At 55.5% G+C, this 26,642-nt stretch carries 19 protein-coding genes; 10 read left to right on the top strand and 9 right to left on the bottom strand.

What is annotated here, in order from left to right; translation table 11 throughout:
- Positions 1-269 precede the first annotated feature (269 nt).
- From E5201_RS02080 to trxA, 7 genes are all read left to right on the top strand, one after another.
- Positions 270-1,142 carry a 1-acyl-sn-glycerol-3-phosphate acyltransferase gene (locus E5201_RS02080; protein ID WP_140984335.1) on the top strand — a complete coding sequence of 291 codons (873 nt, stop codon included), beginning with the start codon at positions 270-272 and terminating at the stop codon, positions 1,140-1,142.
- Positions 1,139-1,582, top strand: a complete 444-nt coding sequence (gene tsaE, locus E5201_RS02075; RefSeq protein ID WP_140984334.1) for a tRNA (adenosine(37)-N6)-threonylcarbamoyltransferase complex ATPase subunit type 1 TsaE — start codon at positions 1,139-1,141, stop codon at positions 1,580-1,582. Before E5201_RS02080 ends, tsaE begins: the two co-directional genes overlap by 4 nt.
- A complete protein-coding gene (gene amgK, locus E5201_RS02070) occupies positions 1,579-2,661 on the top strand; it encodes an N-acetylmuramate/N-acetylglucosamine kinase AmgK (RefSeq protein ID WP_140984333.1) in 1,083 nt (360 codons plus the stop codon). Before tsaE ends, amgK begins: the two co-directional genes overlap by 4 nt.
- The gene (gene murU / locus E5201_RS02065; RefSeq protein WP_140984332.1) at positions 2,658-3,365 is read left to right on the top strand and encodes an N-acetylmuramate alpha-1-phosphate uridylyltransferase MurU; all 708 of its coding nucleotides are present in this window, start codon (positions 2,658-2,660) and stop codon (positions 3,363-3,365) included. The genes amgK and murU overlap by 4 nt, the downstream gene beginning before the upstream one ends.
- Positions 3,362-6,391 (top strand): double-strand break repair protein AddB, encoded by a 3,030-nt coding sequence (addB, locus tag E5201_RS02060; RefSeq protein WP_140984331.1) that lies wholly within the window; start codon positions 3,362-3,364, stop codon positions 6,389-6,391. Before murU ends, addB begins: the two co-directional genes overlap by 4 nt.
- On the top strand, positions 6,388-9,888 hold the full coding sequence (gene addA, locus E5201_RS02055; RefSeq protein WP_140984330.1) for a double-strand break repair helicase AddA: 3,501 nt from the start codon (positions 6,388-6,390) through the stop codon (positions 9,886-9,888). The genes addB and addA overlap by 4 nt, the downstream gene beginning before the upstream one ends.
- A gap of 75 nt (positions 9,889-9,963) precedes the next feature.
- Positions 9,964-10,290, top strand: a complete 327-nt coding sequence (gene trxA / locus E5201_RS02050; protein WP_140984329.1) for a thioredoxin TrxA — start codon at positions 9,964-9,966, stop codon at positions 10,288-10,290.
- 54 nt (positions 10,291-10,344) lie between these two features.
- Here trxA and E5201_RS02045 read toward each other — a convergent pair whose 3' ends face one another.
- The 7 genes from E5201_RS02045 to rbfA all read right to left on the bottom strand — a co-directional run bounded on the left by E5201_RS02045 (position 10,345) and on the right by rbfA (position 18,203).
- Positions 10,345-12,645: a TonB-dependent receptor gene (locus E5201_RS02045; protein ID WP_246050355.1), complete on the bottom strand. Its 2,301-nt coding sequence runs from the start codon at positions 12,643-12,645 to the stop codon at positions 10,345-10,347.
- Positions 12,646-12,767: 122 nt separating this feature from the next.
- Complete coding sequence (locus E5201_RS02040; protein WP_140984328.1) at positions 12,768-13,226, bottom strand: YaiI/YqxD family protein; 459 nt, start codon at positions 13,224-13,226, stop codon at positions 12,768-12,770.
- The gene (locus E5201_RS02035; protein WP_140984327.1) at positions 13,226-13,900 is read right to left on the bottom strand and encodes a pentapeptide repeat-containing protein; all 675 of its coding nucleotides are present in this window, start codon (positions 13,898-13,900) and stop codon (positions 13,226-13,228) included. Before E5201_RS02035 ends, E5201_RS02040 begins: the two co-directional genes overlap by 1 nt.
- A gap of 142 nt (positions 13,901-14,042) precedes the next feature.
- A complete protein-coding gene (gene pnp, locus E5201_RS02030) occupies positions 14,043-16,274 on the bottom strand; it encodes a polyribonucleotide nucleotidyltransferase (protein WP_140984326.1) in 2,232 nt (743 codons plus the stop codon).
- Between the two features lie 188 nt (positions 16,275-16,462).
- The gene (rpsO, locus tag E5201_RS02025; protein WP_140984325.1) at positions 16,463-16,732 is read right to left on the bottom strand and encodes a 30S ribosomal protein S15; all 270 of its coding nucleotides are present in this window, start codon (positions 16,730-16,732) and stop codon (positions 16,463-16,465) included.
- 53 nt (positions 16,733-16,785) lie between these two features.
- Complete coding sequence (truB, locus tag E5201_RS02020; protein ID WP_140984324.1) at positions 16,786-17,739, bottom strand: tRNA pseudouridine(55) synthase TruB; 954 nt, start codon at positions 17,737-17,739, stop codon at positions 16,786-16,788.
- Between the two features lie 2 nt (positions 17,740-17,741).
- The gene (rbfA, locus tag E5201_RS02015) at positions 17,742-18,203 is read right to left on the bottom strand and encodes a 30S ribosome-binding factor RbfA (RefSeq protein WP_140984323.1); all 462 of its coding nucleotides are present in this window, start codon (positions 18,201-18,203) and stop codon (positions 17,742-17,744) included.
- 93 nt (positions 18,204-18,296) lie between these two features.
- On the opposite strand from rbfA, the gene E5201_RS02010 reads away from it, so the two are divergent.
- The 3 genes from E5201_RS02010 (at position 18,297) to E5201_RS02000 (ending at position 22,267) form a co-directional block, all read left to right on the top strand.
- Positions 18,297-19,469: a DUF418 domain-containing protein gene (locus E5201_RS02010; RefSeq protein WP_140984322.1), complete on the top strand. Its 1,173-nt coding sequence runs from the start codon at positions 18,297-18,299 to the stop codon at positions 19,467-19,469.
- A 39-nt stretch (positions 19,470-19,508) separates the two neighbouring features.
- A complete protein-coding gene (locus E5201_RS02005) occupies positions 19,509-20,705 on the top strand; it encodes a DUF418 domain-containing protein (protein ID WP_246050354.1) in 1,197 nt (398 codons plus the stop codon).
- A gap of 77 nt (positions 20,706-20,782) precedes the next feature.
- Positions 20,783-22,267 carry a methyl-accepting chemotaxis protein gene (locus tag E5201_RS02000; protein ID WP_140984321.1) on the top strand — a complete coding sequence of 495 codons (1,485 nt, stop codon included), beginning with the start codon at positions 20,783-20,785 and terminating at the stop codon, positions 22,265-22,267.
- On the opposite strand, the gene purU is transcribed toward E5201_RS02000, so the two are convergent.
- A complete protein-coding gene (purU, locus tag E5201_RS01995; protein ID WP_140984320.1) occupies positions 22,264-23,145 on the bottom strand; it encodes a formyltetrahydrofolate deformylase in 882 nt (293 codons plus the stop codon). The two genes, E5201_RS02000 and purU, sit on opposite strands and share 4 nt — an antisense overlap.
- 482 nt (positions 23,146-23,627) lie before the next feature.
- Positions 23,628-26,609, bottom strand: a complete 2,982-nt coding sequence (gene infB, locus E5201_RS01990; protein ID WP_140984319.1) for a translation initiation factor IF-2 — start codon at positions 26,607-26,609, stop codon at positions 23,628-23,630.
- Between the last annotated feature and the right edge of the window lie 33 nt (positions 26,610-26,642).

Here is a 26,642-nt window from a genome sequence, read left to right as displayed (position 1 = left end):
TTTCAATCCGCACTATAGGCGTGAAACGGGCAAAATGTTAAGACCCTAAGCGGCGCGGATTAACCCTATCAGGGCACCTGCCAATCCAATCAGCGCAATAGCCCACAAACCGGCATAGGGCCGCATCGACTTGATCTGACGTTTATCCTCGGACGGGTTCATGCCTGTGACATATCATTTCTTAAGCAAATGTCAGAAGCATTTCTGCCTGTTTCCACCGCAGATATATATTTGCTTGATCCACGTCGCAATGTGGGCAAGATCAGGTCATGACGCCTGTGCCCACCCGCCCGATTCACATTGTTGACGAACTGATTCATGAGCGTGCGCCAAGGCTTGCGGCTTCCGGCTTCTGGCCGGTCATCAGGCCCGCGCTCTATGGGCTTTTGGGCTATCAAAAAGCCGTGGCCATGGCCGATCATATTGCCGATCATTCCGGTGAAGCGGCCCTTGCCTATATTTCCCGTCTTTTATCACTGGAAACCATTGCCCATGGGCTGACGCGCCTGCCCAAAACCGGACGATGCGTCGTGGTCTGTAATCATCCGACCGGTATAGCCGACGGGGTAGCCGTCTATGACGCCATAAGGCGTATCCGACAGGATGCTATATTCTTCGCCAATGCCGATGCCCTCCGGGTGTGTCCGCGCCTTGGCGAAAGTGTCATTCCGGTCGAGTGGGTCGAGGCCAAACGGACCCGTGAAAAAACCCGCGCCACCTTACTGGCGGCACGTGATGCCTTTGAAGCCGAGCGCTGTGTGGTTTTGTTTCCGGCCGGACGCCTGGCGCGGCTCAATCGCGAAGGTGTGTTAACCGACCCCCCGTGGGCGACAACGGCAGTGTCGCTGGCACAGAAATATAAGGCACCGGTCGTGCCTGTTCATATAACCGGCCCCTATGCCTTCTGGTTCCACAGCTTCAACAAGATATCCAAAGAATTGCGCGACGTGACCCTGTTTCATGAATTGCTCAACAAGGCAGGCAAACGCTATGAGTTAAAGGTCGGGCCGGTAATTCCCGCCGAAGACCTGACGTCTGAAACCGGCGGCCCAGATACGGGTGACCTGTGCGATCAGCTAAAGGCCTATGTCGAGCGTCAGTTGCCCAAAAACGCCGACAAACCCTTTAAGGCGGTCCTATGAAATTTCTGAAAAACGAAGCCGAGACCATCGCATTCGGTGCCGAACTGGGGACACAGCTTAAGGCCGGTGACGTGGTCTATTTGCTCGGTGATCTGGGGGCAGGCAAATCGACCCTTGCGCGTGGCCTTATCCGCTCACTGGCCACACCTGATCAGGATGTACCCTCCCCCACCTTTACGCTGGTGCAGACCTATGAAGGGCGCGACTTCGACATCGCCCATTTTGATCTTTACCGGCTGGAAGACCCCGAAGACATTTATGAGACCGGCCTGTTTGAAATGGCCGAAGACCATCTGTGTCTGATTGAATGGCCTCAGCGTCTGGGGCATCTTGGCTTTGACGCGCCATGGGTCGTTCGTCTAAAAAACCATACCAATGACGAAGGCGTCGCGGGCCGCCTTATTGATCTTATGTCTCCGCAGGATACGCCACTCACATGACCCAGACGCGCGAAGCGCTTAAACAGGATTTTCTTCATCAGGCCGGTCTGTCCGACGCTGAACGCCACCCCTTGCCCGGTGATGCCTCGACCCGCCGCTATGAGCGCCTTATCCGCGCCGATGGCACAAGCCTGATGCTGATGGATCAGGCCCCTGCCCTCGAAAGCGCCCCCTGCCTGCCTGAGGCAAGTGACGCCGAACGCGCGGTCAGTGGATACAATGCCTCGGCACGTCTGGCGGCCGGTCGGATCGAGGCCTTTGTCGCGACGGCAAATTATCTGTCCGACCACGGATTATCGGCACCCAAAACCTATGATCTCGATACGGCAAACGGGTTTCTGATTCACGAAGATCTGGGGGACGGACTGTTTGCCCGCCTGATTGCCGAGGGTGAGAACGAAACTCCGCTCTATCTGGCCGCTATTGGTGTACAGGCACGGCTGCATGAACTGACGCCGCCCGCTGTGCTTATGGGCGGGTGGCCACTCCTGAGCTATGATGATCTGGCGCTTAAAACCGGTGCCGATCTGTTTATCGAATGGTGGCCGCAATTTGATGCCTCTGCCCCCTTGAGCGATCAGGCCAAAGCGGACTGGGAGGGACTATGGGCACCTTTGCGTCAACGGGCCGAAACTGAGGCCAGTGTCTTCATCCATCGCGATTTCCATGCTGAAAACCTTTTGTGGCTCGGTGAACGCAGCGGCGTGGCACGCGTAGGACTGATTGATTTTCAGGACGCCCTTAAGGCGCACCCGAGTTGGGATTTACATTCCCTGTTGCAGGATGCCCGTCGTGACGTTTCACCTGAGCTTGAGGCCCTGTGTCTGGATTACTATTTCAGCCTCAGGCCCGAGGTGGATCGTGAAGCCTTCATGGCAAATTATGCCGCGCTGGCGGCGCTTAATGAGGCACGTATTCTCGGCGTTTTCGCCCGTCTGATCAAACGCGATGGTAAACCGCGTTACGAGGCCTTCATGCCGCGTATGTGGCAACACCTGTCGCGGAATCTCAAGGCCCCCGGTATGGAAGGCCTGCACCAATGGTTTGTGGCTAACGGTTTCGGAGACAGGCTGAAATGATTAATACGGCCCTGATACTGGCAGCGGGACTGGGGACACGTATGCGTCCCCTAACGGATAATCGACCAAAGGCTCTGGTTGAGGTCGGTGGCAAAGCCTTGATCGATCATATGATCGATCGCCTGAAAGCCGCCGGTGTCAGGCGTTTTGTCGTTAATGTCCATTATTTTGCCGATCGGCTTGAGGCCCATCTCAGGTGCCGTACCGATATTGAGATTATTATCTCTGATGAGCGTGACAAGCTGCTCGAAACTGGTGGGGGCCTTAAAAAGGCGCGACCGTTACTGGGCGAAGACGCCCTGTTTGTCGCCAATATCGACAGTGTGTGGATTGAGGATCGGGCCGATACCGCCCTGTCTGATCTTAAGGCACGCTGGCAACCGGAAAAAATGGATGCCCTGTTATTACTGGCGCATATGAACCGTTCCAGTGGCTTTGACGGGGCCGGTGATTTCCATCTGACCGCGGACGGACAACTACAGTTTCGTGGTCAGGCCGCCACCGCGCCTTATGCCTATATGGGTGTGCATATTACCCGCCCATCCATCATCGATACCGTGCATGACGAGGTGTTTTCACTGACGCCTATATGGCGACGGAGCGCTGAACAGAACCGTCTGTATGGAGCCGTTATGGAAGGTGACTGGATGCATGTCGGTGATCCTCAGGCCCGTGATATTGCCGAGGCCCGCCTGAACTCATGAGCCTGTTTTCCAGCCCTGACCCGCATTGGTTTTCCATCCCTTCAGGTCGTCCGTTCTTGACGGATCTGGCGCAGGGTGTATTTGCCGAACTGAAAACAGGACTGGCCGAGGCGCAGATACTAACCCCCACACGGCGCGGCGCACGGGCCATGGCGCAGGCCTTTTCCGGGTTGTCGGGCGAGAGCGCATTACTCCTGCCGCAAATTCGCGCTATCGGTGATCTTGAGGAGGGCGAGCCGCCGTTCGACCTTGAGCATCTGGCGCTTGATCTGCCCCCCGCCGTCAGCCCCATGCTTCGACGTTTTGAGCTGGCGCGCCTGATCATGGCTCATTACCGCTCTGGCCCACCCTTGACGGGTCGCACGGCTCTGGAACTGGCGGATTCCTTAAGCGCCTTTTTCGATTCTCTGGCGCTTGAAGATATCGAAGCTTCAGATAAGCTTGAGCAACTGGTCGATGAGGATGCGCATGGGCTTTTGTCGGGTTTGGCCGAGCATTGGCAAAAATCAGCTCAGTTTCTGGCAATAGCCGTTGATCTTTGGCCAAAACGCTTGAATGAATTAGGGCTGATGGACCCCTCCCGTCGGCGCGTTACGCTAATCCGACGGCTGGAGCAACAATGGCGCGATCATCCACCGGCAACGCCCCTTATGCTTGCGGGATCCACAGGCACGGCCCCCGCCATGGCCGATTTGATGGGGGTTGTGGCCGGTCTTAAGCGCGGGGCGGTTATTCTGCCCGGCCTTGACCTCAGTCTGGCTGATGAGGTCTGGCAACAGGTCGAAGACTCTCACCCTCAGGGGGCTATGAAGGCCCTTTTGCAACGTCACCATATAGTGCGCGATCAGGTCAGGGTGTGGCCTGCGTCACTTGAGGCCGACCGCGCCCGTCATGCCCGCCGCCGCCTTATCAACGAAGCCCTGCGCCCTGCCGCCGCCACCAAGGACTGGCGCGAACAGATCAACACGCTGCGCGAACAATCTGCCGATCCGGCCATTGATCCCATTGCCGAGGGTCTTGAGGGGCTGAACCATCTTCAGGCGCGTAATGATGAAGAGGCGGCGTCTGTCATCGCGCTTCTGATGCGCGAAACGCTGGAAACCGAGGGCAAGACTGTTGCCCTAATCACACCGGATATTACCCTGTCACGACGCGTCTCGGCCAAATTATCGCGCTGGGGGCTTATGGCCGATTCATCGGCGGGGCAGACATTATCGCACAGCCTTACGGGCCGCTTCCTGCTCGATCTGCTCGACCTCAGGCTTGAGCCATCCGATCCGGTACGCCTTTTGAGCCTGCTGAAAAATCCGCTAAGTCGCTTTAGTGATCATGCCGGTCTCAAGGCGCTGGAGCAAAAAGGCTTGCGCGGCGCACGGCCCAACAGCCTTGATGAAATCAGCCAGAGGCTTGAGACGGCTCACGCTAAAAAGCCCATAGAAGATGCGCTGACGCTCTGGCGCACCTATCTGGCGAACCTGACTGAACACACAGATCATACAGACCTGTCTTTTCATTTAAAGGCTTTTGTCCGTTGGGCCGAATCTCTGGCAGCTGACGGGGGTCACGCCCTATGGCGTGGTGCAGACGGTGCGTCCGCCTCGGGTCTGCTGACCGATCTGATCACTGAGGGTGAAGGTTTTCCGGTAGAGGATGATCTGATCTTTGCCGATATTCTGCGCCACCTCATTCGGCAAACCAAGGTCCGCACAGGTGGCAACACCCATCCACGTCTTTATGTTCTGGGGGCCATCGAAGCGCGTCTGGTCAATGCCGACCGCATGATTCTGGCGGGCCTTGAGGAAGGTATATGGCCGCAACCAGCGCCGGTTGATCCCTTCCTGTCACGTCCGATGCGTAAGGCGCTGGGCTTGCCGTCCCCTGAACGGCGTACGGGCCTGTCAGCGCATGATTTCGTGCAGGCAGCCTCCGGCCCCGATGTCTGGCTGATTACCCGTCAGCGCCGTGAAGGCGCACCGCAGGTGGCCTCACGCTGGCTGTGGCGGCTGCAAACCCTTGCGGAAGGGGCGGAGGTGCCTGTGCCCACCGATCCGCGCTGGCTTGACTATGCCCGTCAGATGGATGCGACCCTTGCTGATGCGCCACCGGAACTTAAGCCCGCAACACGCCCTGAGCCTAAACCACCATCAGACAAGCGCCCGCGTGAGCTTTGGGTGACCGACATAGAGCTTCTGGAGCGTGATCCCTATGCCATCTATGCCAAGCGCATACTGGGCTTAAGGCCACTGGATCGCCTGAATGAGCCCTTTGAAGCCCGCCGACGGGGTACCGCGATACATGCCGCCGCTGAGCAGTTTGCCCTTGAGGGGGCCCCTTTGGGCCAGGCCGGTGAAACCCTGTTTACCGAAATTCTTGAGAATAAGCTGCAGGCTGAGAACCTGAGCGAGGCGCAACTGGCTTTGCAACGGCCCCTGTTCCCTGATCTGGCCTGCGCCTATGTGGCCTTTGAGACCGAGCGTCAGGCGGACAAACCGCGTATCCTGACTGAAGCCGAAGGCGAAATGGCCATCACAACCCCGCAGGGCGTGTTTACCCTTAAGGCACGCGCGGATCGTATCGAGCTTAAGGAAAACGGGATTGATGTTATCGACTTTAAGACCGGTCAACCCCCAAGCCATAAGGCCGTCTTAAGCGGGTTCAATCCGCAACTGACCCTGACCGCTGCCATCATCAAATATGGCACCTTCAAAGGCATAGATGCACATGCCTTAAGCAAAGGATTGGGTGAGCTATGTTATGTCCGTTTGTCAGCCGATGAAGTGAATACCAAACCCATCAAGCCCGCAAAAGACAATCCGCAAACCACCGATGATATGGCCGATGATGCCCTCAGACGCCTAAAAACCCGCATTCTTCAATACGAAAACCCTGCCAAAGGTTACCGGTCATGGCGGGCCCCGCAATATCGTCATGAACGCGGCGGAGACTATGATCATCTGGCGCGGCTCTATGAATGGCACGTGCTGGGCGATGAGGCCGACAGCACTGCTGCGGAGGATAAGGCATGAGCACCGCCCAGAACATCGCTGCCGATCCCCGCGCCCACGTATTCGTCACCGCCAATGCCGGTTCGGGCAAGACCTCTACCCTCGTCAGCCGTGTGGCGCGCCTTCTGCTGCAAGGGGCTAAGCCCGAACATATTTTGTGCGTCACCTATACCAAGGCTGCCGCCGCCGAAATGCAGGGTCGCCTGTATGAGCGACTGGGGCACTGGGCCGTGGCGAAAGATGATGATCTGGCGGCAGAACTGGCAAAAATCGACGAGGACGCGCGTGATCTGCCTAAGGCGCGTGCGTTATTCGCCCGCGCGCTTGAGACGCCCGGTGGCCTGAAAATCCAGACCATACATGCCTTTTGTGAAAAGCTTCTGCGACGGTTTCCGCTTGAGGCCGGCCTGTCTCCGGCTTTCAGTGTGCTGGATGATCTCGTGTCCAGAGACCTTTCGCGTAAGGCCATTGATCAGTTGCTTACCTGTGACGGCGATATGAGCCACCGTGATCGCCTGATCCGCAAGCTGAAGGCGACAAATTTTGAACGTCTGCTGGGGCAATTCATCTATCAGCATGATCGGATTGCCGCCCAATTCGATGCGTTGAAAATAAAGGCGGCCGATCAGGACGCCAAATCCTGGGGCCATTATCTGTTTAATGTCCTGGGCCTTGACGCTCCCGTGACCAAGGAAACGGTCATTACACGCTTTGCCGATAATCTGAACTGGGAACAGGTGCGTGACGTAGCCCGCTCCATGGCCGGGGCCGGAGACGCGACAAATGACAAGGTATCAGCAAGCTTACTCAGCTATTACGAAGCCTGCCAAAGCGGTAAGGATTTTGATTTTGAGGGACTTTTCTATCTATTGCACACCAAGGAAGGCAGCCTGAAACAGAGGGGTCTGTTCACCAAAAAGACTCTTCCCGCCGATGTCGCCTGGCTTGAAGGCTTGAGTGTGCAGCTTTGTGAGGTCAAGGCGCAGGCCCGAGCCGCCGAAACGGCTTATAATACCTTTGACACCCTCAGGCTGTTTGAAGATTTCAGTGACATTTATCAACGCCTTAAGGCCGCCACCGGCCAGCTTGATTTTCAGGATCTGATCGGTAAGGCACGTGCGCTTTTGTCGGATCGTCTGATGTCGGCATGGGTCTTGTTCAAGATGGATGGCGGCCTTGAGCATGTTCTGGTCGATGAGGCGCAGGACACCTCTGATGACCAGTGGCAGATCGTCAGTGCCTTGAGCGAAGAGTTTTTTGCCGGTGCCGGTGCTGTTCAGGCGGACATACGCACCGTGTTTGCTGTAGGTGATGAGAAACAATCCATCTATGGCTTTCAGGGGGCGCAACCCGAACGGTTTTTAGGGGCCAGACAACACTATCAAACCCGCGCCCAACAGGCAGCCCTCAGGTTCGTTGCACCTGATCTTGTGGAAAGCTGGCGCTCGCTGCCGGAAATTCTGGGCTTTGTCGATGCCGCTTTTGATGCGCCGGAACTGGCTGAGGCCCTGAGGTTCACGACGGATAAGATCACCCATGTCGCCAGACGTTCCGAGCGTCAGGCCTGTGTGGAATTGTGGCCCCCCGTCTATCCGCTGCCGGTGGCCGAAACCGAAGACAGCGAAGACGACGATGTCGATCCGGTCGATGCCTCAGCGGTGGCACCGGCTAAACGACTGGCGCGACAACTGGCGTTTCATATCAAGTCAGAGCTTGATGCGGGCCGCAGCATCATCGACAAGACGACCCGTACGGCCCGACCGATGCATGCCGGTGACATTCTGATACTGGTGCGTAAGCGCGATGCGCTGTTTGAACATATTATCCGCGAACTTAAAACCATTGGCGTGCCGGTATCCGGTGCCGACCGTCTCAAGCTTGAGACCCATATTGCCTTCGAAGATATACGCGGCCTGTTGCGTGTCTGTCTTAATCCAAACGACAGCCTGTCATTGGCGGCGATACTGCGCAGTCCCCTATGTGATCTAAGCGAGACAGACCTGTATGACCTTATGCCGGATACGGGTGGACTTTGGTCCGCTCTGGTGTCGCGTCATGCGGAAAATCCGCGCCTTAAGGCCGCTTTCGGACTGATAAGCTGGGCTATTACAGAGGCCAGCCACCGCACCGCCTTTGATCTGCTGGGGCGTCTTCTTAATCGTAAGGATTCCGATGACCGCACGATGCGTCAGCGTTTTGTCACCCGTCTGGGGCCTGAATGCGAAGACGTGCTTGATGAAACCCTCAATCTGGCCCTGAAGGCGGAGGGTGTTGGCGATATCGGCATGATCCATTTCCTCAACCTGTGTGAGTTCAATGCGTCCGAGATTAAGCGCGAGCAGGAAGAAGGCGGCGACCGCCTGAGGGTTATGACGGTACATGGTTCCAAAGGGCTTGAAGCACCATGGGTTATTTTGCCGGTTGGCCCCGGCCACAAGAGCACACAGAAAAGCGATCTTCTGGTGCTATCCGACGATAGTGATCTGTTCCTGTCCCTAAGCACAAAAGACGATCCGCAGGCGGTGACGGACATAAAATCGGCGCTTAGCCTTAAGGACGACAAGGAGCATTTGCGCCTGTTCTATGTCGCCGTGACGCGGGCGCGCGATCGTCTGACCATCTGTGGCTTTCAGGGTAAACGCGCCTATAATGGCAACTATCCTGACTGGTACGATCTGGCCGCCAATGGCTTTGCCCGCTTAGGTGAGGCCGTCAGCGCTTGCGATATACCGGGCGTGATTGATTTCGGTCTGCCCAAAGATGTCGTGGATGATAACCGCGACATTCGACGGGCACAGGTGCTCATTTATGGTGAACCCGCCCCGCAATTACCGCCACAGGCAGGTAATGTCACAGACCGGCCTTGCTTGCCCGCCTTTGTCACCCAGCCTCCTGCCGAAGACTCAGAGACGACACGCTGGCGCGCCCTGTCGCAATTGTCGGATGAGGATCGTACCTCGAACGATCGCGCGCCTTCGCCCTTGACAGGTGACAAGGGGCTGGGTCGCTATGGCCGCGGCCTGCTGATCCATAAGCTGTTTGAAATCCTGCCGGATATTTCGCCTGAAAAGCGCGCGGATGTAGCCCGCACATGGCTTGGAAAGCAGCCTAAACTGACGTCCGACCACCGCAGCGAAATCTTCGACAGCGTCTTTACCGTCCTTGCCGATGACCGTTTTCATACCGCCTTTTCTCCTGCCTCACGCCCCGAAGTAGCAATTGCCGGTAAGCTGGCGTCGGGGCTTTATTTGTCTGGCCGCATCGACCGTTTGGTCGTTGAGGCTGACCGCGTTCTGGTGATCGATTATAAATCCAATCGCCCTGCGCCCGACAGCGCCGAGAACGCGGCTCTGGACTATCAACGCCAGATGGCGGGGTATGTTGCTCTGCTACAGCAAATTTACCCAGACCACCGGATTGACGCCGCCTTTCTGTGGACTGACGGTCCGAAACTGACGCCCCTGAGTGAAGAGCTGATCCAGCTTCGGATCAGCGAAATCAGACAGACGACCCGTTAGACCATTGATTTACGCCTGCCGACTCCCTAACTTGAGACCAGACGCCTTTCGGCCTTATTAGTACAGGATACCCCTATGTCTACCTTGAAAGTCACGGACGAAACCTTCGAAGCTGATGTCCTGCAATCGGATAAGCCGGTTCTGGTCGATTTCTGGGCAGAGTGGTGCGGCCCCTGTAAGCAGATCGCGCCCATCCTTGATGAACTGGCCACCAGCTATGGCGACAAGCTGACCATTTCCAAGTTGAATATCGACGACTCCCCCATGACCCCTTCACGTTTTGGTGTGCGCGGCATTCCGACGATGATCCTGTTCCAGAACGGCGAAATCAAGTCGATGAAGGTCGGTGCCATGCCGAAATCCAAGCTTGTGGAATGGCTGACCGAAGCCGGTGTAACCTGAGATTCGCGATAATCTAGCGCCTTAAACGCTCTCCGTCATTATGACGGGGAGCGTTTATCGTTTCAGGCGCAGGCTTATGCCCAATGTGCGTGGTTGTCCCATAAAAGCATTGAAGCTGCCTGACTGAAACGGTGCGCCAAAAGCCACCTGATAATAGTCCTGATCCGTCAGATTCTTGCCCCACAGATCGACCGCCACACTCTCATCAAATCTGGCAAGGGTGAGGCGACCGTTCATCAGGGTAAAGGCGTCCTGCAACTTGATCGGTGCCAAATCAGAACCGGTATTATAGGCACTGTTATAACGGGCATCGAGGGAGGCCTTGAATTCAAGGCCGAACAGTTGGCGGCTATAGTCGATCTGGGTGGTGACCGACCACTTAGGGGCAAAAGAAGCCCTGCCCCCCGCAACCAGAGGCAAGCCCTGTACCGGATCAGAACCAAAACGACTATCTGTCCATGTCACGCCACTGATGAAGCGCCAACCATTGCGCAGACTAAGCCTGCCTTCGGCTTCGATACCTTTAGACCGTAGTTCCGGCACAGAGGTCACAAGGAAGGTCGTACCCAGAAAGGTATTCAGCTGGAAGTTTTCGAACCTTTGTTCGAACAGGGCAGCATCCAGCGCAAGCCTGCCCCGCATCCAGCGGCCCTTGAAACCCAGTTCATAGGCAGTCACCGTTTCGGGCGCGAAAGACGTATCATAAACCGCGTCAAAACCGCTGTTTTGTTCACGATCCAGATTGAACCCGCCACCCTTCCAGCCACGGCTGATCGATACATAGGTCGTCAGGGCCGATTTCGGCCGCCACACCAGTTTCAGCGTGCCGGTCGTGGCGCAGTCTGACATTTTTTGCGTCGTGGTCAGATTATTGAAGGCCGGATTAGACCAGGGCAGACACACGATGCCCAATGACGGTGACCCTAAGGATTGGGCTGCTTCACAGGCCATGCCGTCATCCGAATTGGTAAAACTGGCGCGCAAGGATTTCGCCTGATGGTTAAGGCGCAGTCCGCCGACGACAGATACATCTGATCCGATTTCCCATTCGGCATTGGCAAACAAGGCGGCGTTGCGCTCAGATTGGCGGTAAAAATCATTGGCCCCCAAACCCGGCAAGTAGGACTCACCCACGGGAAGGCCGGTCAGTTCGGAGATACGCTCACTATTGGTGCCACGGGACAGAAGCAGACCCATATAGGGCTCATAATCCTTGCCATAGAGATACTGGTCATGACGCTCAAGGTCTTCGGAAGACAGATAAAGTCCGATAAGCCAGTCGAGAGATGACCATCGGCCATTCAGGCGCACTTCCTGACTTAAGGTATCAAACCGGTTGCCGAATGCCCCGTCCGGTTCACGATAATAGATGTCAGCGCTGGTGAAATCGGCATCGTAGCCGGATGTATGACGATAGGTACGCGCCGCCGTGATCGACACAAGCGTCACATCATCATTGAGCCTTACGGTCTGTTCCAGCGACAAACCGGCATCGGTAATATCCTGCGCGGTCGAGCGGTTAAGCCAGGCAATACGTTGTGACGGGTCTGGATCCTTTACCACCCCATCTGACGGCGTCAGGCTGCTGACGTAGTCTGCGGCCCCGCCAACGGCTATGGCCGTACCGGCGCAGCAGTTCTCATCGCGTTGCGTGTAATCAGCAATCAGTCTGATTTTGATGCGATCTTCGGACATATAGAGCATTTGTCCGCGTACGGAGTAATAGTTCTGGTCCCCGTCTTCGCGCTCAATGCGCGGCCCCTGATCGATATTGACCTTATACTGACCATCGCGTTGCCGGTGTACAAGTGAAAGAGACCCGGCCCACTTCGGGCTTAGGGGGCCAGACACATAGCCCGCCACGCCCTTGGTGCCATGTTCCCCCAGATCAAGCTCAAGCGATTGAATAGACTTAAAACGAGGTGCCTCTGTGACCGCCTGAATGATGCCACCGGACGCCCCCTTACCGAACAGGCTGGTTTGCGGACCCTTGAGGATTTCGATGCGCTCTACCACCCCCAGATCGCTCATGGCCGTAGCCGTTCGCGCGCGCACCACACCGTCAATGACCACACCAACAGACGATTCCAGACCCGGATTATCACCCACCGTACCTACGCCGCGTAAGCGAGCGGTAGTCTGGGCTTCGTTGGCGGTTGAGGTAATCAACAGGGACGGCGTCAGTATCTGCACGTCCTTAAGGTCATAGGCACCGGCCCCACGTATCTGATCGCCCGAGATAACCGCTACCGAAAGCGGTGTACGCGCCAGAGGCTCAGGCTTTTTCTGAGCGGTCACCACAACTTCGGTAACCTCGTCCTGCGCGGCAGCGGTCAGCGGTACCCACCCGGCCAAAGCACCACACAGCGCCGTTCTCATCCACTTGTGATGCATAGAGAGTTCAGTCCACGTTATTTGAACGTTTCATCTAAATCGTTCACTTATTTAAGGCAAGTCATTTACGCGAAATAGCGCGTTTAGGGTTGTCGGCGGCGTTGTTTGGAAATGATCTGATCGAGCATTTGCAGAAACTTCGAACGATCCGAAGCCGCAAAAGGCGGTGGGCCACCGGTAATGTCACCTGTTGAGCGGATATGTTCCATCAGGGCGCGCTGCGACAGGGCCGCTCCGATCGAATCCGGTGTAAAGGCCCTGCCGTTTGGGGCCAATGCATGCGCAGCCTTCGCCAGCACACGACCGGCCAGCGGAATATCATTGGTGACCACCACATCACCTTGTACAACCTGATCGGCGATCCAGTCATCAGCGATATCCGGCCCGGCATCGACAACCATGCGTGCGATGAGATCAGATTTTGGAATCTGGATAAAGCTGTTGGAGACAACCAACGTCTTTAGACCGTAGCGGGCCGCGACCTTGTAGGTTTCGTCCTTAACCGGGCAGGCATCGGCATCTATGTAGACGGTGATTGGCACTAGCGAACCTTTAACCCCAGTTCGGACAGAAGCTCTGCGGCCTGCGCCCGTGAAATGGTCGCGCCCTTGAAACGGCGGGCATCATCCAGCCTCACCCCGCCAATATCTGTGCCACGCATATCCGCGCCACCAAAGCGGGCGTCGTTGAGGTCGGCATCACGCAGAGAACAGTCTTCAAACACCACATCGCGAAAATCACAGCGCATCAGATCGGCATTGGAGAAATCCACCGATTTCAGGATCTGTTTGTTAAAGGCAAAACCGCGCAGTCGTGCGTGATTAAGTCGACAATCCTCAAACCGTATATCCATGGCGCGGCTGTCGTTGAAATCAGCGCCGGTCAGTTTACAGCGCTTGAATACGGCCTGCGCCAGATGACTGCCGCGAAATTTTGAATTGTTGAAATCACAGGCAGTAAACTGTGCTTCAATCAGATGCGCTGAAGTGAAATTGGCATGCGCCCCCTTGCAGGAAATGAATTGCGCCTTTTCCAGCCTTGCTGACACCAGCTTGGTGTTCTTCATCAGGCACTGCTCGAAAATCCATCCGTCCATAATCAGATCGGACAGGTCTGCCTCTTCAAGTTCGCAGCCTTCAAGCTTTACAGGCTCGCCCCGATTGGCAAGTAACACTATTGCCGGACGGTCAAGGGTTTGATCAATAATCGTAATCATGCCCTCAGATTATCGCGGATTGGTTTCGGGGTCGAGGAGACAATGTCCCCTCGCCTTTAATCCATAAAAAAAAGCGACCCCGTAAAGGATCGCTTTCTCAGATCACAAGACGAAGGGGTCTAAGACCCCTTCACCCCGATAATTAGTCGCGGCGCGGACGGCGCGGACGGCGCTCTCGCTTTTCGCCGCCTTCGTCATTGCCTTCAGGTGCAGGCGCCTCTTCACCGGCTTCGATGCGGGCGGCACGTTCAGCCGCCAGCTTTTCGGTGAGATCTTCGCCGGTTTCCTGATCAACGACCTTCATCGACAGCTTGGTCTTGCCACGATCGTCAAAGCCCAGGAACTTCACCTTCACTTCGTCGCCTTCGTTCAGAACGTCAGAGGTCTTGGCGACCTTTTCGTTCTTGATCTGCGAGATGTGAACCAGACCATCCTTGGCACCAAAGAAGTTCACGAACGCGCCGAAATCGACGACCTTCACGACCTTGCCCTTATAGATGGCACCGACTTCAGGTTCCGAAGCAATCGACTTAATCCAGTCGCGGGCGGCATCGATATTGGCTTGCAGCGAAGCGGCGATCTTAATCGTACCGTCTTCACCGATGTCGATCTTGGCACCGGTCTTTTCAACGATTTCGCGAATGACCTTACCGCCGGAACCGATCACTTCACGGATCTTGTCGACCGCGATCTTGATGGTTTCGATCTTGGGGGCAAACTCACCCAGTTCTTCACGTGAACCGGAGATAGCCTTGTTCATTTCATCAAGAATGTGCAGACGGCCTTCATTGGCCTGATGCAGCGCCTTGCGCATGATTTCTTCGGTAATACCCGGAACCTTGATGTCCATCTGAAGCGAGGTGATACCCACTTCGGTACCGGCCACCTTGAAGTCCATGTCGCCAAGGTGATCTTCGTCACCGAGGATGTCGGACAGAACCGCATAGCCGTCCTTTTCGAGAATCAGGCCCATGGCAATACCGGAAACCGGGCGCTTGAGCGGCACACCGGCATCCATCAGAGCCAGAGACGTACCGCAGACCGTGGCCATCGAGGATGAACCATTGGACTCGGTGATCTCCGACACCACGCGGATGGTGTAAGGGAAATCTTCCGTGGCCGGAAGAATCGGACGAACGGCGCGCCATGCCAGCTTACCGTGACCGATTTCGCGGCGACCCGGTGAGCCCATACGGCCCGCTTCACCTACAGAGTATGGAGGGAAGTTGTAGTGCAGAAGGAACTTTTCTTTATAGGTGCCTTCGAGCGCGTCGATGAACTGCTCATCGTCGCCGGTGCCGAGAGTGGCGACAACCAGTGCCTGAGTCTCACCGCGCGTGAACAGGGCAGACCCGTGGGTGCGCGGCAGGATACCGACTTCACCGAGGATCGAACGTACCTTATCGACCGGACGACCATCAACGCGACGGCCATGATCGATGATGTCACGACGCAGGACGTCGGCTTCACATTCCTTGAAGGCCGAACCAAAAATGGTTGCGTCAACGCCTTCAGGGTTTTCTTCGGTCTTCAGCAGGGCCAGACCGGCCTTAACCTTGGCGGCACCAACGGCGTTACGGCGCTCTTCCTTGGCCTTGTGGCTGTAGGCCGTGCGGATATCGTCGCCGACAATCGCCTTGATTTTCAGGACAACGTCAGAGAAATCTTCGGCTTCGAAGGCGAAAGGCTCTTTGGCGGCGTGTTCCGCCAGTTCGATGATCGCATCGATAACCGGTTGCATACCCTGATGGGCGAACACCAATGCACCGAGCATTTTTTCTTCCGTAAGCTCTTTGGCTTCGGATTCAACCATCATCAGCGCGTCCTGCGTACCGGCGACCACCAGGTCAAGATCGGACTCTTTGGTCTGATCAAGGGTTGGGTTCAGAACATATTCGCCTTCGATGACGGCCACGCGGGCGGCACCGATCGGGCCCATGAACGGCACACCTGACAGGGTCAGGGCAGCAGAGGCGGCAACCAGACCGAGGATGTCCGGATCGTTCTCAAGGTCATGCTGAAGCACGGTAACAACGACCTGCACTTCATTCTTGAAGCCCTTGACGAACAGCGGACGGATCGGACGGTCGATCAGGCGGGAAACCAGTGTTTCCTTTTCCGAAGGACGGCCTTCGCGCTTGAAATAGCCGCCCGGAATCTTACCCGCGGCAAAGGTCTTTTCCTGATAGTTGACCGTCAGGGGGAAGAAATCCTGACCGGGCTTAGGCGAACGGGCATAGACCACCGTCGCCAGCACAATCGTGTCACCATAGGTCGCCAGAACCGCTGCGTCTGCCTGACGCGCGATGCGACCGGTTTCGAGGGTCAGTTTACGGCCAGCCCAGTCAATGGTTTTTCTTTTAATATCAAACATTTTTGTCTTTCTTTCACCCGCTGGCCCATTCCAGAAGGCGTATAATGGGGCGAGCACCTTGTGCCTTGCCCCGCGTTATCACCGGCAAACGGTTTGCCGGATCAGTTTGCCTGAAACCTCCCTCAGGCAGGGATCAGATAAGTTTCAGGGCCTGAGAAGGTCTCAGGCCCTGAAGGATAGCTCAAAACTTAGCGACGCAGACCCAGGGTCTCGATGATCGCCTGATAGCGCGCAGCTTCGGTGTTTTTGAGGTAGTCAAGCAGGCGGCGACGTTGCGACACCAGCTTCAGAAGGCCACGACGTGAGTGGTTGTCCTTCTTGTGGTCTTTGAAGTGTTCAGTGAGGTTAGCAATACGCTCAGAGAGGATTGCGATCTGCACTTCGGCCCCGCCGGTGTCCCCTTCGGAACGGGCGTGGGTCTTGATCAATTCGGCCTTACGTTCGGCAGTAATCGACATCGGGGTCTCCTTTTCTTCGCAGCCAGATCTTGCGGATCGGGCCTGCGGGAGGGTTAAAGGTTAAGAATGCGCGTGGGGTAAAAACGATCCAGACGCAATTCACCCAGAGCCACAACCTTACCGTCCGTTTGCGCCCAGAGCGTGCGTTCAAACTCTTTGAAGCCCGCCTCACGACGATCCTTAAGGGTTTGGTTCGCCTGCTCAACACGCGAAAAAGACAGGGGAATGTCACGGCCCTGTTTGAGCTGCGAAGCCTCATCAAGGGTCACAGGCAAGGCCGGGATGTCGTCCAGCGCTGTCTCGACCCCAAGTAAAGCCTCGTAAGCGGCGTCTCTATGCACCAAATCCTCCAGATTTTCCACCCCTGTGCATAAATTTAAATCAAAGGCGCCAACAGCTTCACGCCTAAGCACACTGACCACCCCCAGCACCCCCAGTTCCAGCGCCAGATCTCGGGCAATCGAGCGCACATAGGTGCCCTTGCCGCAATGGAGCACAAACTCGGCCTCATCAACGCTGACGATACGCTCTAGCCTGAGGTCATGTACCGTCACCGGACGGGTTTCCAGTTCAACCAGAACCCCTTCGCGCGCCAGATCATAGGCGCGTCTGCCGTCGACCTTGATGGCCGAAAAAGCAGGCGGGGCCTGTTCAATATCACCGATAAATTGCGGCAGAACGGCACGGATTTCATCTTCGGTCGGACGCAGATCGTTTTGTTCGACCGCTTCGCCCTCAAGATCATAGGTATCCGTGCGTAAGCCCCATCTTACGTTAAAGCGATAGACCTTATCGGCTTCCATCAGATAAGGAACCGTCTTGGTGGCTTCGCCCAAGGCAATCGGCAAAATGCCTGAGGCCAGCGGATCAAGCGTTCCGGCATGTCCGGCCTTCTGGGCGTTGAACAACCGCCTGACCAGCGACACCGCCTGAGTTGAACCTAAACCGTGTGGTTTATCGAGACACACCCAGCCGTTAACCAGCTCGCCTTTTTTCTTACGCGCCATGCTCAGGCGTCATCCTCATCCGGAGCCATCAGGTCGCGTGCCACATCCGGACGGGCCAGCAGGGCATCAATGCGCGAGGCTTCGTTGAAGCTTTCGTCATGCAGAAAACGGAGCGCCGGTGTGAACTTCATATCGATATTACGGCCCAGTATGCCGCGCAGATATTTGGCGTGACGGTTCAGGGCCTCAATTGCCGGCTTAACAGTGGCAGCCTTGTTTTCAGAAGCAATAAGACCCGCACCCAGGGGTTCGATAAACACGGTGGCGTGGCGCAGATCGGGTGAGCAACGCACCTCGGTAACCGTCACTGACACACCATTAAGGTCGTCGTCGTGAATCTCTTCTTCACGGAGGATTTCCACCAATGCATGGCGCACCAGTTCACCGGCCCGTAACTGGCGTTGCGTAGGGCCGAGCGCTTCAGGCTTCTGGCCACGGCCTGATTTATGATCGTTTCTTTTCATGGGCTCCATATAGGCGTTTTTGCCGTTTTTTCTATCATTAAATAGACCGCCCTGATATGGGGGGCCGTTTTTCACTGCCCGTCACGGTTTTGTATGCCGACTGCCTCGCGCCTTCTGATGATTGATGCCCTGCGCGGTTTCGCCCTGATGGGGCTGTTTCTGCTGCATGTCATTGACTATTACGAACTGTTCTGGTTCGTAAAGGATCGCAATGCGCTGCATGACTTTCTGCACCTTCTGGTGTCGGGCAAGGCCTATTCCATCTTTGCCCTGATGTTTGGCCTGAGCTTTTTCATCATTATGGACGGTCAGGCCAAAAAAGGCGTCGATTTCAGTAAACGGTTTCTCTGGCGCATGGCCTTGCTGTGTGGTCTGGGCCTTGTACACGGCTTACTGTTTATCGGTGATATTCTGCAGATTCTGGCCCTGATCGGCATCGGGCTTCTGCTGCTCAACCGCTTGCCAACGAACATACTGACGGTTCTGGGCTGTGTTTTGCTGCTGCAACCTGATCTGATGTTTATGTTGTGGCGCGCCATGAGCGATCCGGCGGCAAATACAGCTCCCTTACACATAAGATTTCAGTCCTTAAGCGTCTACGCCGCCGGCTCTTTGGGCGATATATTTGCCCATAACGCTACCAGCGGATGGCAACGCAAATGGATATACATGCTGGAATCGGGGCGTGTGACCCAGATAACCGGCCTGTTTATCATCGGTCTGGTGCTGGGACGCATCGGCTTCTTCCACCGCCCCGAAGCCTTCAGCCTGCAAAGACGCGCGGCTATGCTGGCCTGCGCCGTGGCGCTCGGGCTTTTGTACCTCAATGAACTCAGCCTCAGGCATCTGATCCACTCGACACCGGATCATCGTTTTGTCACCCACTATCGTGAGGCGATACTGACCCTTTACCGGGTCGATCTGGTAATGGCGCTCTATGTGCTTGGGTTCATCGAGCTTTATCAGTGGGTAAGGGCCCAAACGATTCTGAATTGTCTGGCTCCGCTCGGGCGCATGACCCTGACCCTCTATGTCGGACAGTCGCTGATATTCGTGCCGCTTTATTACGGATTTGGTCTCGGTCTTTATCAGCACATGACCACCACAGCCGCTCTGGGTCTGGCGATTATTGGCTTTACAGCCCAACTCCTGTTCGCACATCTGTGGTTCAAACGCTACCACTACGGCCCGCTGGAATGGTTATGGCGGTGCGGTACCTATTTGCGCTTTGATGTGCCCCTCAGAAAGCATGGCCAAACCCCCTAAGCCGTGTTAGCCCTTAGCAAAACATAACAGGGGGTTTAGATGACGGCGCATACGGGTTTCACGCCTCGCATGGAGGGATTAGATGCCCTTCGGGGTCTGGCGCTGTTCGGTTTGTTTATCGTCCATATGCCGGAACTGTTTGAGCTCTATTGGGCCAATCCGACCAAAGACCCGTTTCAGCTTATGATACACGATACCGTGTGGCTGATTTTCGCCGGTAAGGCCTTTGCGCTTCTGGCCCTGTGTTTTGGTGTCAGCTTTTTCATCATCATGGATCGGTCGGCACAAAAAGGCGTTGATTTTACTGGCCGCTTCATCTGGCGCCTTGTCGTGCTGGCGGCTTTAGGTTTGTTACACTGTCTGTGGTATCGCGGTGATGTGCTTGAAGTGCTGGCGGTCATGGGTTTGTTTCTCATTCCCTTTTACCGTGTGAAATCAAATCTGTGGTTATGGATATTCGCGCTCTTCTTCCTGTTGCAACCGCTGATGATCATTCAGATTGTTGCCGGCCTCAACGGAGCGGAATGGGCTAATCAACCGCTCAAATTCTGGTCTGAAGCCATCCCTGAGGTTTATCTGAGCGGTAATTTCACCGATACCATCAGTGCCAATATTACGGACGGGCATGGTTTCAAGTGGCTGTTCATGTACGAGTCCGGTCGACTGAGCCAGATACTCGGTCTTTCACTGATCGGTATGATCCTGGGGCGCATTGGCTTTTTTGCCCGCCCGGAAACCTTTGGGAAAATCAGACTCTATGGTCTGCTGGCCGCCGCAATTACCGCTGTCGGAATTTACGTCGTGCGGGAACCTCTGATCGCGCTTATACCTACGTCAGATGCCATATTCATGCCGCGTATCCTGTTTAGGGCCATCATAAGCAGCCTGTTCGATATATCCGTAATGGCTGTGCTGATGCTTGGATTTACAACACTTTATTACGGCGGAGCAGGTAAGCTACTAAATATTCTGGCACCCGTCGGACGCATGACCTTAAGCCTTTATATCCTTCAGTCGCTTATCTTTGTGCCGGTGTTTTACGGCTATGGATTGGGGCTTCATGCCACCATGACGCAATCCGAGGCGGTATTAATCGGATTGGGCGCCTTCGGGTTACAGGTGCTTTTTGCCCATGTCTGGTTCAGATATTTTTACTATGGGCCTTTGGAATGGGTCTGGCGGGCCGCGACCTACCTGACGATTAACGTACCATTTCGCAAATCACATCAACCGTGAGCTATCGCATTAATACTTAATTATAACCTTGTAATAAAATCTATGGTTGTGTTTATGTCTTTGCGGGGGTACGTGAGATGGGTATATTCGGAACCAGACAGAGCGCTTCAGCCGACGATGAGGGTATTATTTCCGCCCTCAATGCGTCACAGGCTGTAATCGCCTTTTCGCCTGACGGGCAGATACTTACAGCCAATCCAAACTTTCTTCAGACCGTAGGCTACACACTTAAGGATATTGTCGGCCAGCATCATCGCATTTTTTGCGATGCCACATATACCCAAAGCGTTGACTATCAGCGGTTCTGGGAGCGTTTAACGAATGGCGAATTTGCCGAAGGGATATTCAAACGCTTTGGACAAGACCGGAAACCGATATGGCTTCAGGCCACCTATAATCCGATACGTGACAAACAGGGCAAGGTGATAAGAGTCGTTAAATTTGCCAGTGATATTACTAAAACCCGCCTTAAGGATCTCGACTATGAAGGTAAGATCAACGCGATAAGCAAGGCTCAGGCGGTTATTGAATTCACACCGGATGGGCATATCCTTACGGCCAATGACAATTTCCTGAATGCGCTGGGTTATTGTTTACAGGAAATAGCAGGTCAGCATCACCGTCTGTTTTGCGACCCTGATTATATTCAAAATGAGGCTTACAGGCGCTTCTGGAGTGACCTCGCTAAGGGTGAGTACCAGGCCGGTGAATATCGCCGCTTCGGTAAGGGCGGACGTGAACTCTATATTCAGGCAACCTATAACCCGATCCTTGATGACAACGGTGCTGTGGTGAAGGTCGTCAAGTTTGCCGTCGATATTACCGCCGCCGTGCATCGACGTCAGCGCAGCGAAGAGGCTAACCGGTCTCTGGGCCGGCTCATCGAGCAGATATCCGGTGCACATTCGATGGCCAGTCAGGCCAGCCATGCCTCTGATGAAACCGGTGCCATTATTCAATCCGTGGCTTCGGCATCGGAAGAACTCAGTCAAAGTGTCCGTGAGATTTCCAACAGCATGTTCAATGCCAAATCAGGCGTTGAAGGTGTGTTTAAATATGCCGAAACGGCCAACAGCTCAGCGGGGCTTCTGAACAGTTCTGCCACCTCGATGAACAATGTCGTGGCGCTCATTCAGGGCATTGCCGCTCAGATTAACCTTCTGGCGCTTAATGCGACCATAGAATCCGCCCGCGCCGGTGAAGCGGGCAAAGGCTTCGCCGTCGTCGCCTCCGAGGTTAAGTCCCTTGCCAATCAGGCCGCAGATTCAACGCGCAAGATCGCCGATGAAATCGCCAGCATGCAGGAAATAACCTCCGAAGTCGTCAACGCGCTGAACCTTATTTCCGGCGGCATGAATACGGTTCTGGAAAATGTCGCCTCGGTGGCCGGTGCCCTTGAGCAACAAAACGCCGCGACCGGCAGTATCAGTGCGGATATGCAGACTGCCGTTGGTGCCGTGACCCAGATTAATGAGTCCATTGGCACCATCAGCCATACATTTTCCGAAGTGGTTACGGCGTCAGCGGAGGTCAAAAAACAGATGGATGATCTGGCGGCTTAGGAGAAGACCACCGTCTTGCCGCCGTTGATAATCACGCGACGTTCGACATGCCAGGTGACCGCACGGGCAAGGACGCGGGCCTCTATGTCCTGACCAATGGCCACAAGCTGTTCAGGGGTATGGCCGTGGTTCACGCGCTGTACGTCCTGTTCGATAATCGGGCCTTCATCGAGGTCTTCGGTAACATAGTGCGCCGTCGCCCCGATGATCTTCACCCCGCGCTGATGCGCCTGATGATAGGGCTTGGCCCCCTTGAAAGACGGCAGGAACGAGTGGTGGATGTTGATACAACGGCCCGCCACACGGGCGCTGAAGTCGTCCGACAGAATTTGCATATAGCGCGCCAGCACCAGAAGGTCAGCTTTCTGATCCTCAAGGATTTTAAGAAACGCCGCTTCCTGTTCGGCCTTTGTGTCTTTAGTAATCGGCAGGTGGATATAGGGCAGGCCATTCCATTCCACAAAAGAGCGCATGTCTTCGTGGTTGGATACGACCGCCGCAATATCGGCTGGCAGAAGTCCGGCACGCCAGCGATGCAGCAATTCATACAGGCAATGGCCAAATTTCGAGACAGCGATGACAATGCGGGGTTTAACCGACAAATTATGGATTTCCCAATCCATGGCAAATCGATGCGCAATCGGCTTAAAGCCTTCGCGCAGGATTTCCATCGGCGGCATACGCGGGCCAGCCTGCTTAAAGACCACCCGCACATAGAACATATTACCGCCCTGTGCGTCATTGAACTGATTGGACTCAACAATCGAAATGTCGTTGTCATTCAGATAACCGGACACTGCCGCTACGATACCGCGTGTGTCAGGACACTTGATAATCAGCACATAATGAGACGGATCAAAAAAGGTCGTATCAGGCATAAACGCATTCCAAAAATTTCGTCCAGCTATAACAGGCAAATCTTGCGAAAAGTCAAAAATTTCAGAAAGAAACAGGCCTATTTAGATTGGTGAAGCTTCACCCACATTGCCAGATTTCCCAACAGGAATCCTAGGAATGCTGGCAAGAGCCAGAACAGATTATAGGCGAGGACAATGATCAACCCCATCCATATCCAGGTGGTTTTTGAAAAGTCAACTTGAAAGACCATCCATGGAAGCAAAGCCCTCACAAACACTAAGAACAGAATCGTTGGCAAAAGCGTGAAAGCTATTATGGCTGCGTATCTACGCCAACCCTCCAGAAAATAAGCCATTACGGCTATAACTGGTATAGCTATAAGCGAATATATAAACGGATCACTACGATCGAGATATAGCGCTAATATGTCCATGTCCCCCACGCATGACATTACCCACCCCTCTAAAAGCATTTAGCCCGGCTTTCGCCGGGCTAAACTCTCTTACAGAGTGCGTTTGATTTCTTCGACTGTGAAGCATTCGATGAAATCGCCCTTTTTGATGTCCTGGAAGCCGTTGAATGCCATACCGCATTCCTGACCGACCACGACTTCGTTGACTTCATCCTTAAAGCGCTTGAGCGTCGAAAGAACGCCCATTTCCTGAATGACCACATCATCGCGTAGGATACGGATGCGGGCACCCTTCTGCACGCGACCTTCGGTGACCCGACAACCGGCAACCCTGCCGACCTTGGTGATGTCGAACACCTCAAGAATTTCGGCATTACCGAGGAAGGTTTCACGCTGGATCGGCGACAGCATACCCGAAAGCACGCCCTTGATGTCATCGATCAGGTCATAGATGATCGAGTAATAGCGGATTTCCACGCCTTCACGTTCGGCCAGATCACGCGCCTGCTTGCTGGCGCGGACGTTAAAGCCGATGATCGGTGCACCTGAACCCTTGGCCAGTTGCACGTCCGATTCCGTAATGGCACCGGCACCTGAGTGGATGATGCGCGCACGGACTTCGTCGTTACCGACCTTTTCCAGCGATCCGACAATAGCTTCGGCAGACCCCTGAACGTCAGATTTGACGATCAGTTGCAGTTCCTGAACCTTCTTGTCCTGAAGCTTGGACATCATGTCCGACAGCGAGACACCTACCGGCGCAATCATCTTTTCACGACGTACGCGGGTACGATATTCCGTGATCTCACGCGCACGGGCATCAGATTCCACAACGGCAAAGGTATCACCGGGATCAGGCGCATTATCTAGACCCAGAATCTCAACCGGCTGCGATGGGCCAGCCTCGTTAAGCTGCGCATTACGCTCATCAATAAGGGCGCGCACACGGCCCCATGAAGAACCGGCAACAACGATATCGCCGCGCTTCAGGGTACCACGGCTGACCAGAACGGTGGCCACAGGGCCACGTCCCTTATCCAGCTTGGCTTCAATAACCGTACCTTCAGCGGTACGATCAGGGTTGGCCTTAAGGTCAAGGACTTCGGCCTGAAGCAGGATAGCTTCGATCAGGCTGTCAAGACCCGTACGGGCCTTGGCCGACACTTCGATAATCTGGGTGTCACCGCCAAGCGCTTCAACAACCACTTCATATTGCAGAAGTTCATTAATGATACGCTGCGGATTAGCCTCAGGCTTATCCATCTTGTTGACGGCTACGATCATAGGCGTCTTTGCGGCACGCGCATGGTTGATGGCTTCAATCGTCTGCGGCATCACGCCGTCATCCGCTGCCACCACCAGTACCACGATATCCGTGACATTAGCCCCGCGAGCCCGCATAGCTGAGAAGGCGGCGTGACCCGGAGTATCAAGAAAGGTAACGCGTTCACCCGACGGCACATGTACCTGATAGGCACCAATGTGCTGGGTGATACCACCGGCTTCACCGGCGGCCTTATCCGTTGAGCGCAAGGCATCCAGAAGTGATGTCTTGCCATGGTCAACGTGACCCATAACCGCCACAACCGGCGGACGCGAAACCGTATCATCATCATGGTCGTCAGCGGCAATAAAGCCTTCTTCGACGTCGGCTTCAGACACACGCTTAACAACGTGACCAAACTCAGTGGCCACAAGCTCCGCCGTATCCGTATCGATCACATCCGTGATTTTCAGCATCATGCCCTGCTTCATCAGAAGCTTGATGATGTCCACGGCACGTACGGCCATACGGTTCGACAATTCCTGAACCGTAATAACGTCAGGAATAACAACTTCGCGCGAGACGCGGGCCTGTTCGGTCTGAGAACCCTTACGCTTTTCGCGCTCACGTTCACGGGCACGACGCACCGAGGCCAGCGAACGCATGCGTTCGGCGGCATCCTCATCGTTACCGACAACCGCCTGAAGCGTCAGGCGACCCTCACGGCGCTTAGGTTCACCACGAGTCTGCGAGACAGCCTTAACCGGTGCACCGGCGCGGCCCTTCTTATTGCCCCGACCATCATCGTCATCCAGCGTACGGCTTCTGACATCGGTCGTTTTAGGCGCAGGCGAAGCTGTGCCACGCGAGGAGCGGATACGGTCAACTTCAGGAGTGGCTGGCGCATTGGCCGATACCCCTGACCCGACACGTGGCGGGCGCGGCGAGTTGGCGCTATAGCGTACGGTTTCACCGGCTGGACGCGGCGGACGATCGCCCTGTGGACGGTCACGGTTGAACGGCGGGCGGTCACCCTGTGGACGGTTGCCGTCGCGGTTAAACGGCGGACGATCGCCACGCGGCGCACCGGAACGCTCACCTTGCGGACGATCGCCGCGCGGATGGTCGCTTCTGGGGCGGTCGCCTTGCGGGCGATCACCCTGTGAGCGGTTATCACGGTTAAAACCTTCACGATGCCCTTCACGCGGCGCACGTTGCGCCGGACGCGACAAGGCCTGCTCAATGGCAGACACAGGCGCGGCAGCCTGACGTGGCGCTTCAGCCGCAACCGGCTTTGCTTCAACCGGTTTAGATTCAGGTGCCTTGGTTTCAGAAACCGGAGCCTTGGCTTCAGGTTTTTCACTGGCAACCGGCGCCGGTGGCGGCGCAGCGCGCGCGGCCTCTTCTGCGGCCTTTACCCGACGGGCTTCGGCTTCGCGACGCGCCTGTTCCTGTTTGGCCTGCTCAGCACGGGCCTGTTCCAGAACACGGCGGCGGGCTTCAAGCTCTTCCTGACGCAGGCCACCGGTGTTACCACCACCCTGCTGACCCTGAGGGCGCTGTGATGAGGCTGGGGCCTGAGGTTTCGGACGCGCCAGATTGGTATCTGCGCCGGGACGTGGTGCACCCGGAGGCGTACCTATGCGGCGCTTGGTTTCGACCACCACCGTCTTCGAACGGCCATGGCTGAAGCTTTGCTTCACCGTACCGGTGGACACATTTCCGCCGACACGGGGCTTAAGCGTGAGCGGGGCCCGTGTGTTTTCGCCCTTTTGGGTGTCCGTCTTATCGTCTTTCGCGTCGCTCATTCAGCTTGCTTACTTATTCCCTATGAAACTTTT

Source organism: Asticcacaulis tiandongensis (assembly GCF_006475605.1).
GTDB lineage: Bacteria > Pseudomonadota > Alphaproteobacteria > Caulobacterales > Caulobacteraceae > Asticcacaulis > Asticcacaulis tiandongensis.
This window is presented reverse-complemented; position numbering and strand designations above follow the sequence as displayed.

What these genes read in the sequence shown, in the direction of transcription:
- tsaE (WP_140984334.1), top strand. Translation starts at nt 1,139, where the DNA reads ATGAAATTTCTGAAAAACGAAGCCGAGACCATCGCATTCGGTGCCGAA.
- trxA (WP_140984329.1), top strand. Translation starts at nt 9,964, where the DNA reads ATGTCTACCTTGAAAGTCACGGACGAAACCTTCGAAGCTGATGTCCTG.
- E5201_RS02035 (WP_140984327.1), bottom strand. Translation starts at nt 13,900, where the DNA reads ATGATTACGATTATTGATCAAACCCTTGACCGTCCGGCAATAGTGTTA.
- murU (WP_140984332.1), top strand. Translation starts at nt 2,658, where the DNA reads ATGATTAATACGGCCCTGATACTGGCAGCGGGACTGGGGACACGTATG.
- rpsO (WP_140984325.1), bottom strand. Translation starts at nt 16,732, where the DNA reads ATGTCGATTACTGCCGAACGTAAGGCCGAATTGATCAAGACCCACGCC.
- E5201_RS02010 (WP_140984322.1), top strand. Translation starts at nt 18,297, where the DNA reads ATGCCGACTGCCTCGCGCCTTCTGATGATTGATGCCCTGCGCGGTTTC.
- pnp (WP_140984326.1), bottom strand. Translation starts at nt 16,274, where the DNA reads ATGTTTGATATTAAAAGAAAAACCATTGACTGGGCTGGCCGTAAACTG.
- purU (WP_140984320.1), bottom strand. Translation starts at nt 23,145, where the DNA reads ATGCCTGATACGACCTTTTTTGATCCGTCTCATTATGTGCTGATTATC.
- E5201_RS02080 (WP_140984335.1), top strand. Translation starts at nt 270, where the DNA reads ATGACGCCTGTGCCCACCCGCCCGATTCACATTGTTGACGAACTGATT.
- amgK (WP_140984333.1), top strand. Translation starts at nt 1,579, where the DNA reads ATGACCCAGACGCGCGAAGCGCTTAAACAGGATTTTCTTCATCAGGCC.
- rbfA (WP_140984323.1), bottom strand. Translation starts at nt 18,203, where the DNA reads ATGAAAAGAAACGATCATAAATCAGGCCGTGGCCAGAAGCCTGAAGCG.
- E5201_RS02005 (WP_246050354.1), top strand. Translation starts at nt 19,509, where the DNA reads ATGACGGCGCATACGGGTTTCACGCCTCGCATGGAGGGATTAGATGCC.
- addB (WP_140984331.1), top strand. Translation starts at nt 3,362, where the DNA reads ATGAGCCTGTTTTCCAGCCCTGACCCGCATTGGTTTTCCATCCCTTCA.
- infB (WP_140984319.1), bottom strand. Translation starts at nt 26,609, where the DNA reads ATGAGCGACGCGAAAGACGATAAGACGGACACCCAAAAGGGCGAAAAC.
- E5201_RS02000 (WP_140984321.1), top strand. Translation starts at nt 20,783, where the DNA reads ATGGGTATATTCGGAACCAGACAGAGCGCTTCAGCCGACGATGAGGGT.
- addA (WP_140984330.1), top strand. Translation starts at nt 6,388, where the DNA reads ATGAGCACCGCCCAGAACATCGCTGCCGATCCCCGCGCCCACGTATTC.
- truB (WP_140984324.1), bottom strand. Translation starts at nt 17,739, where the DNA reads ATGGCGCGTAAGAAAAAAGGCGAGCTGGTTAACGGCTGGGTGTGTCTC.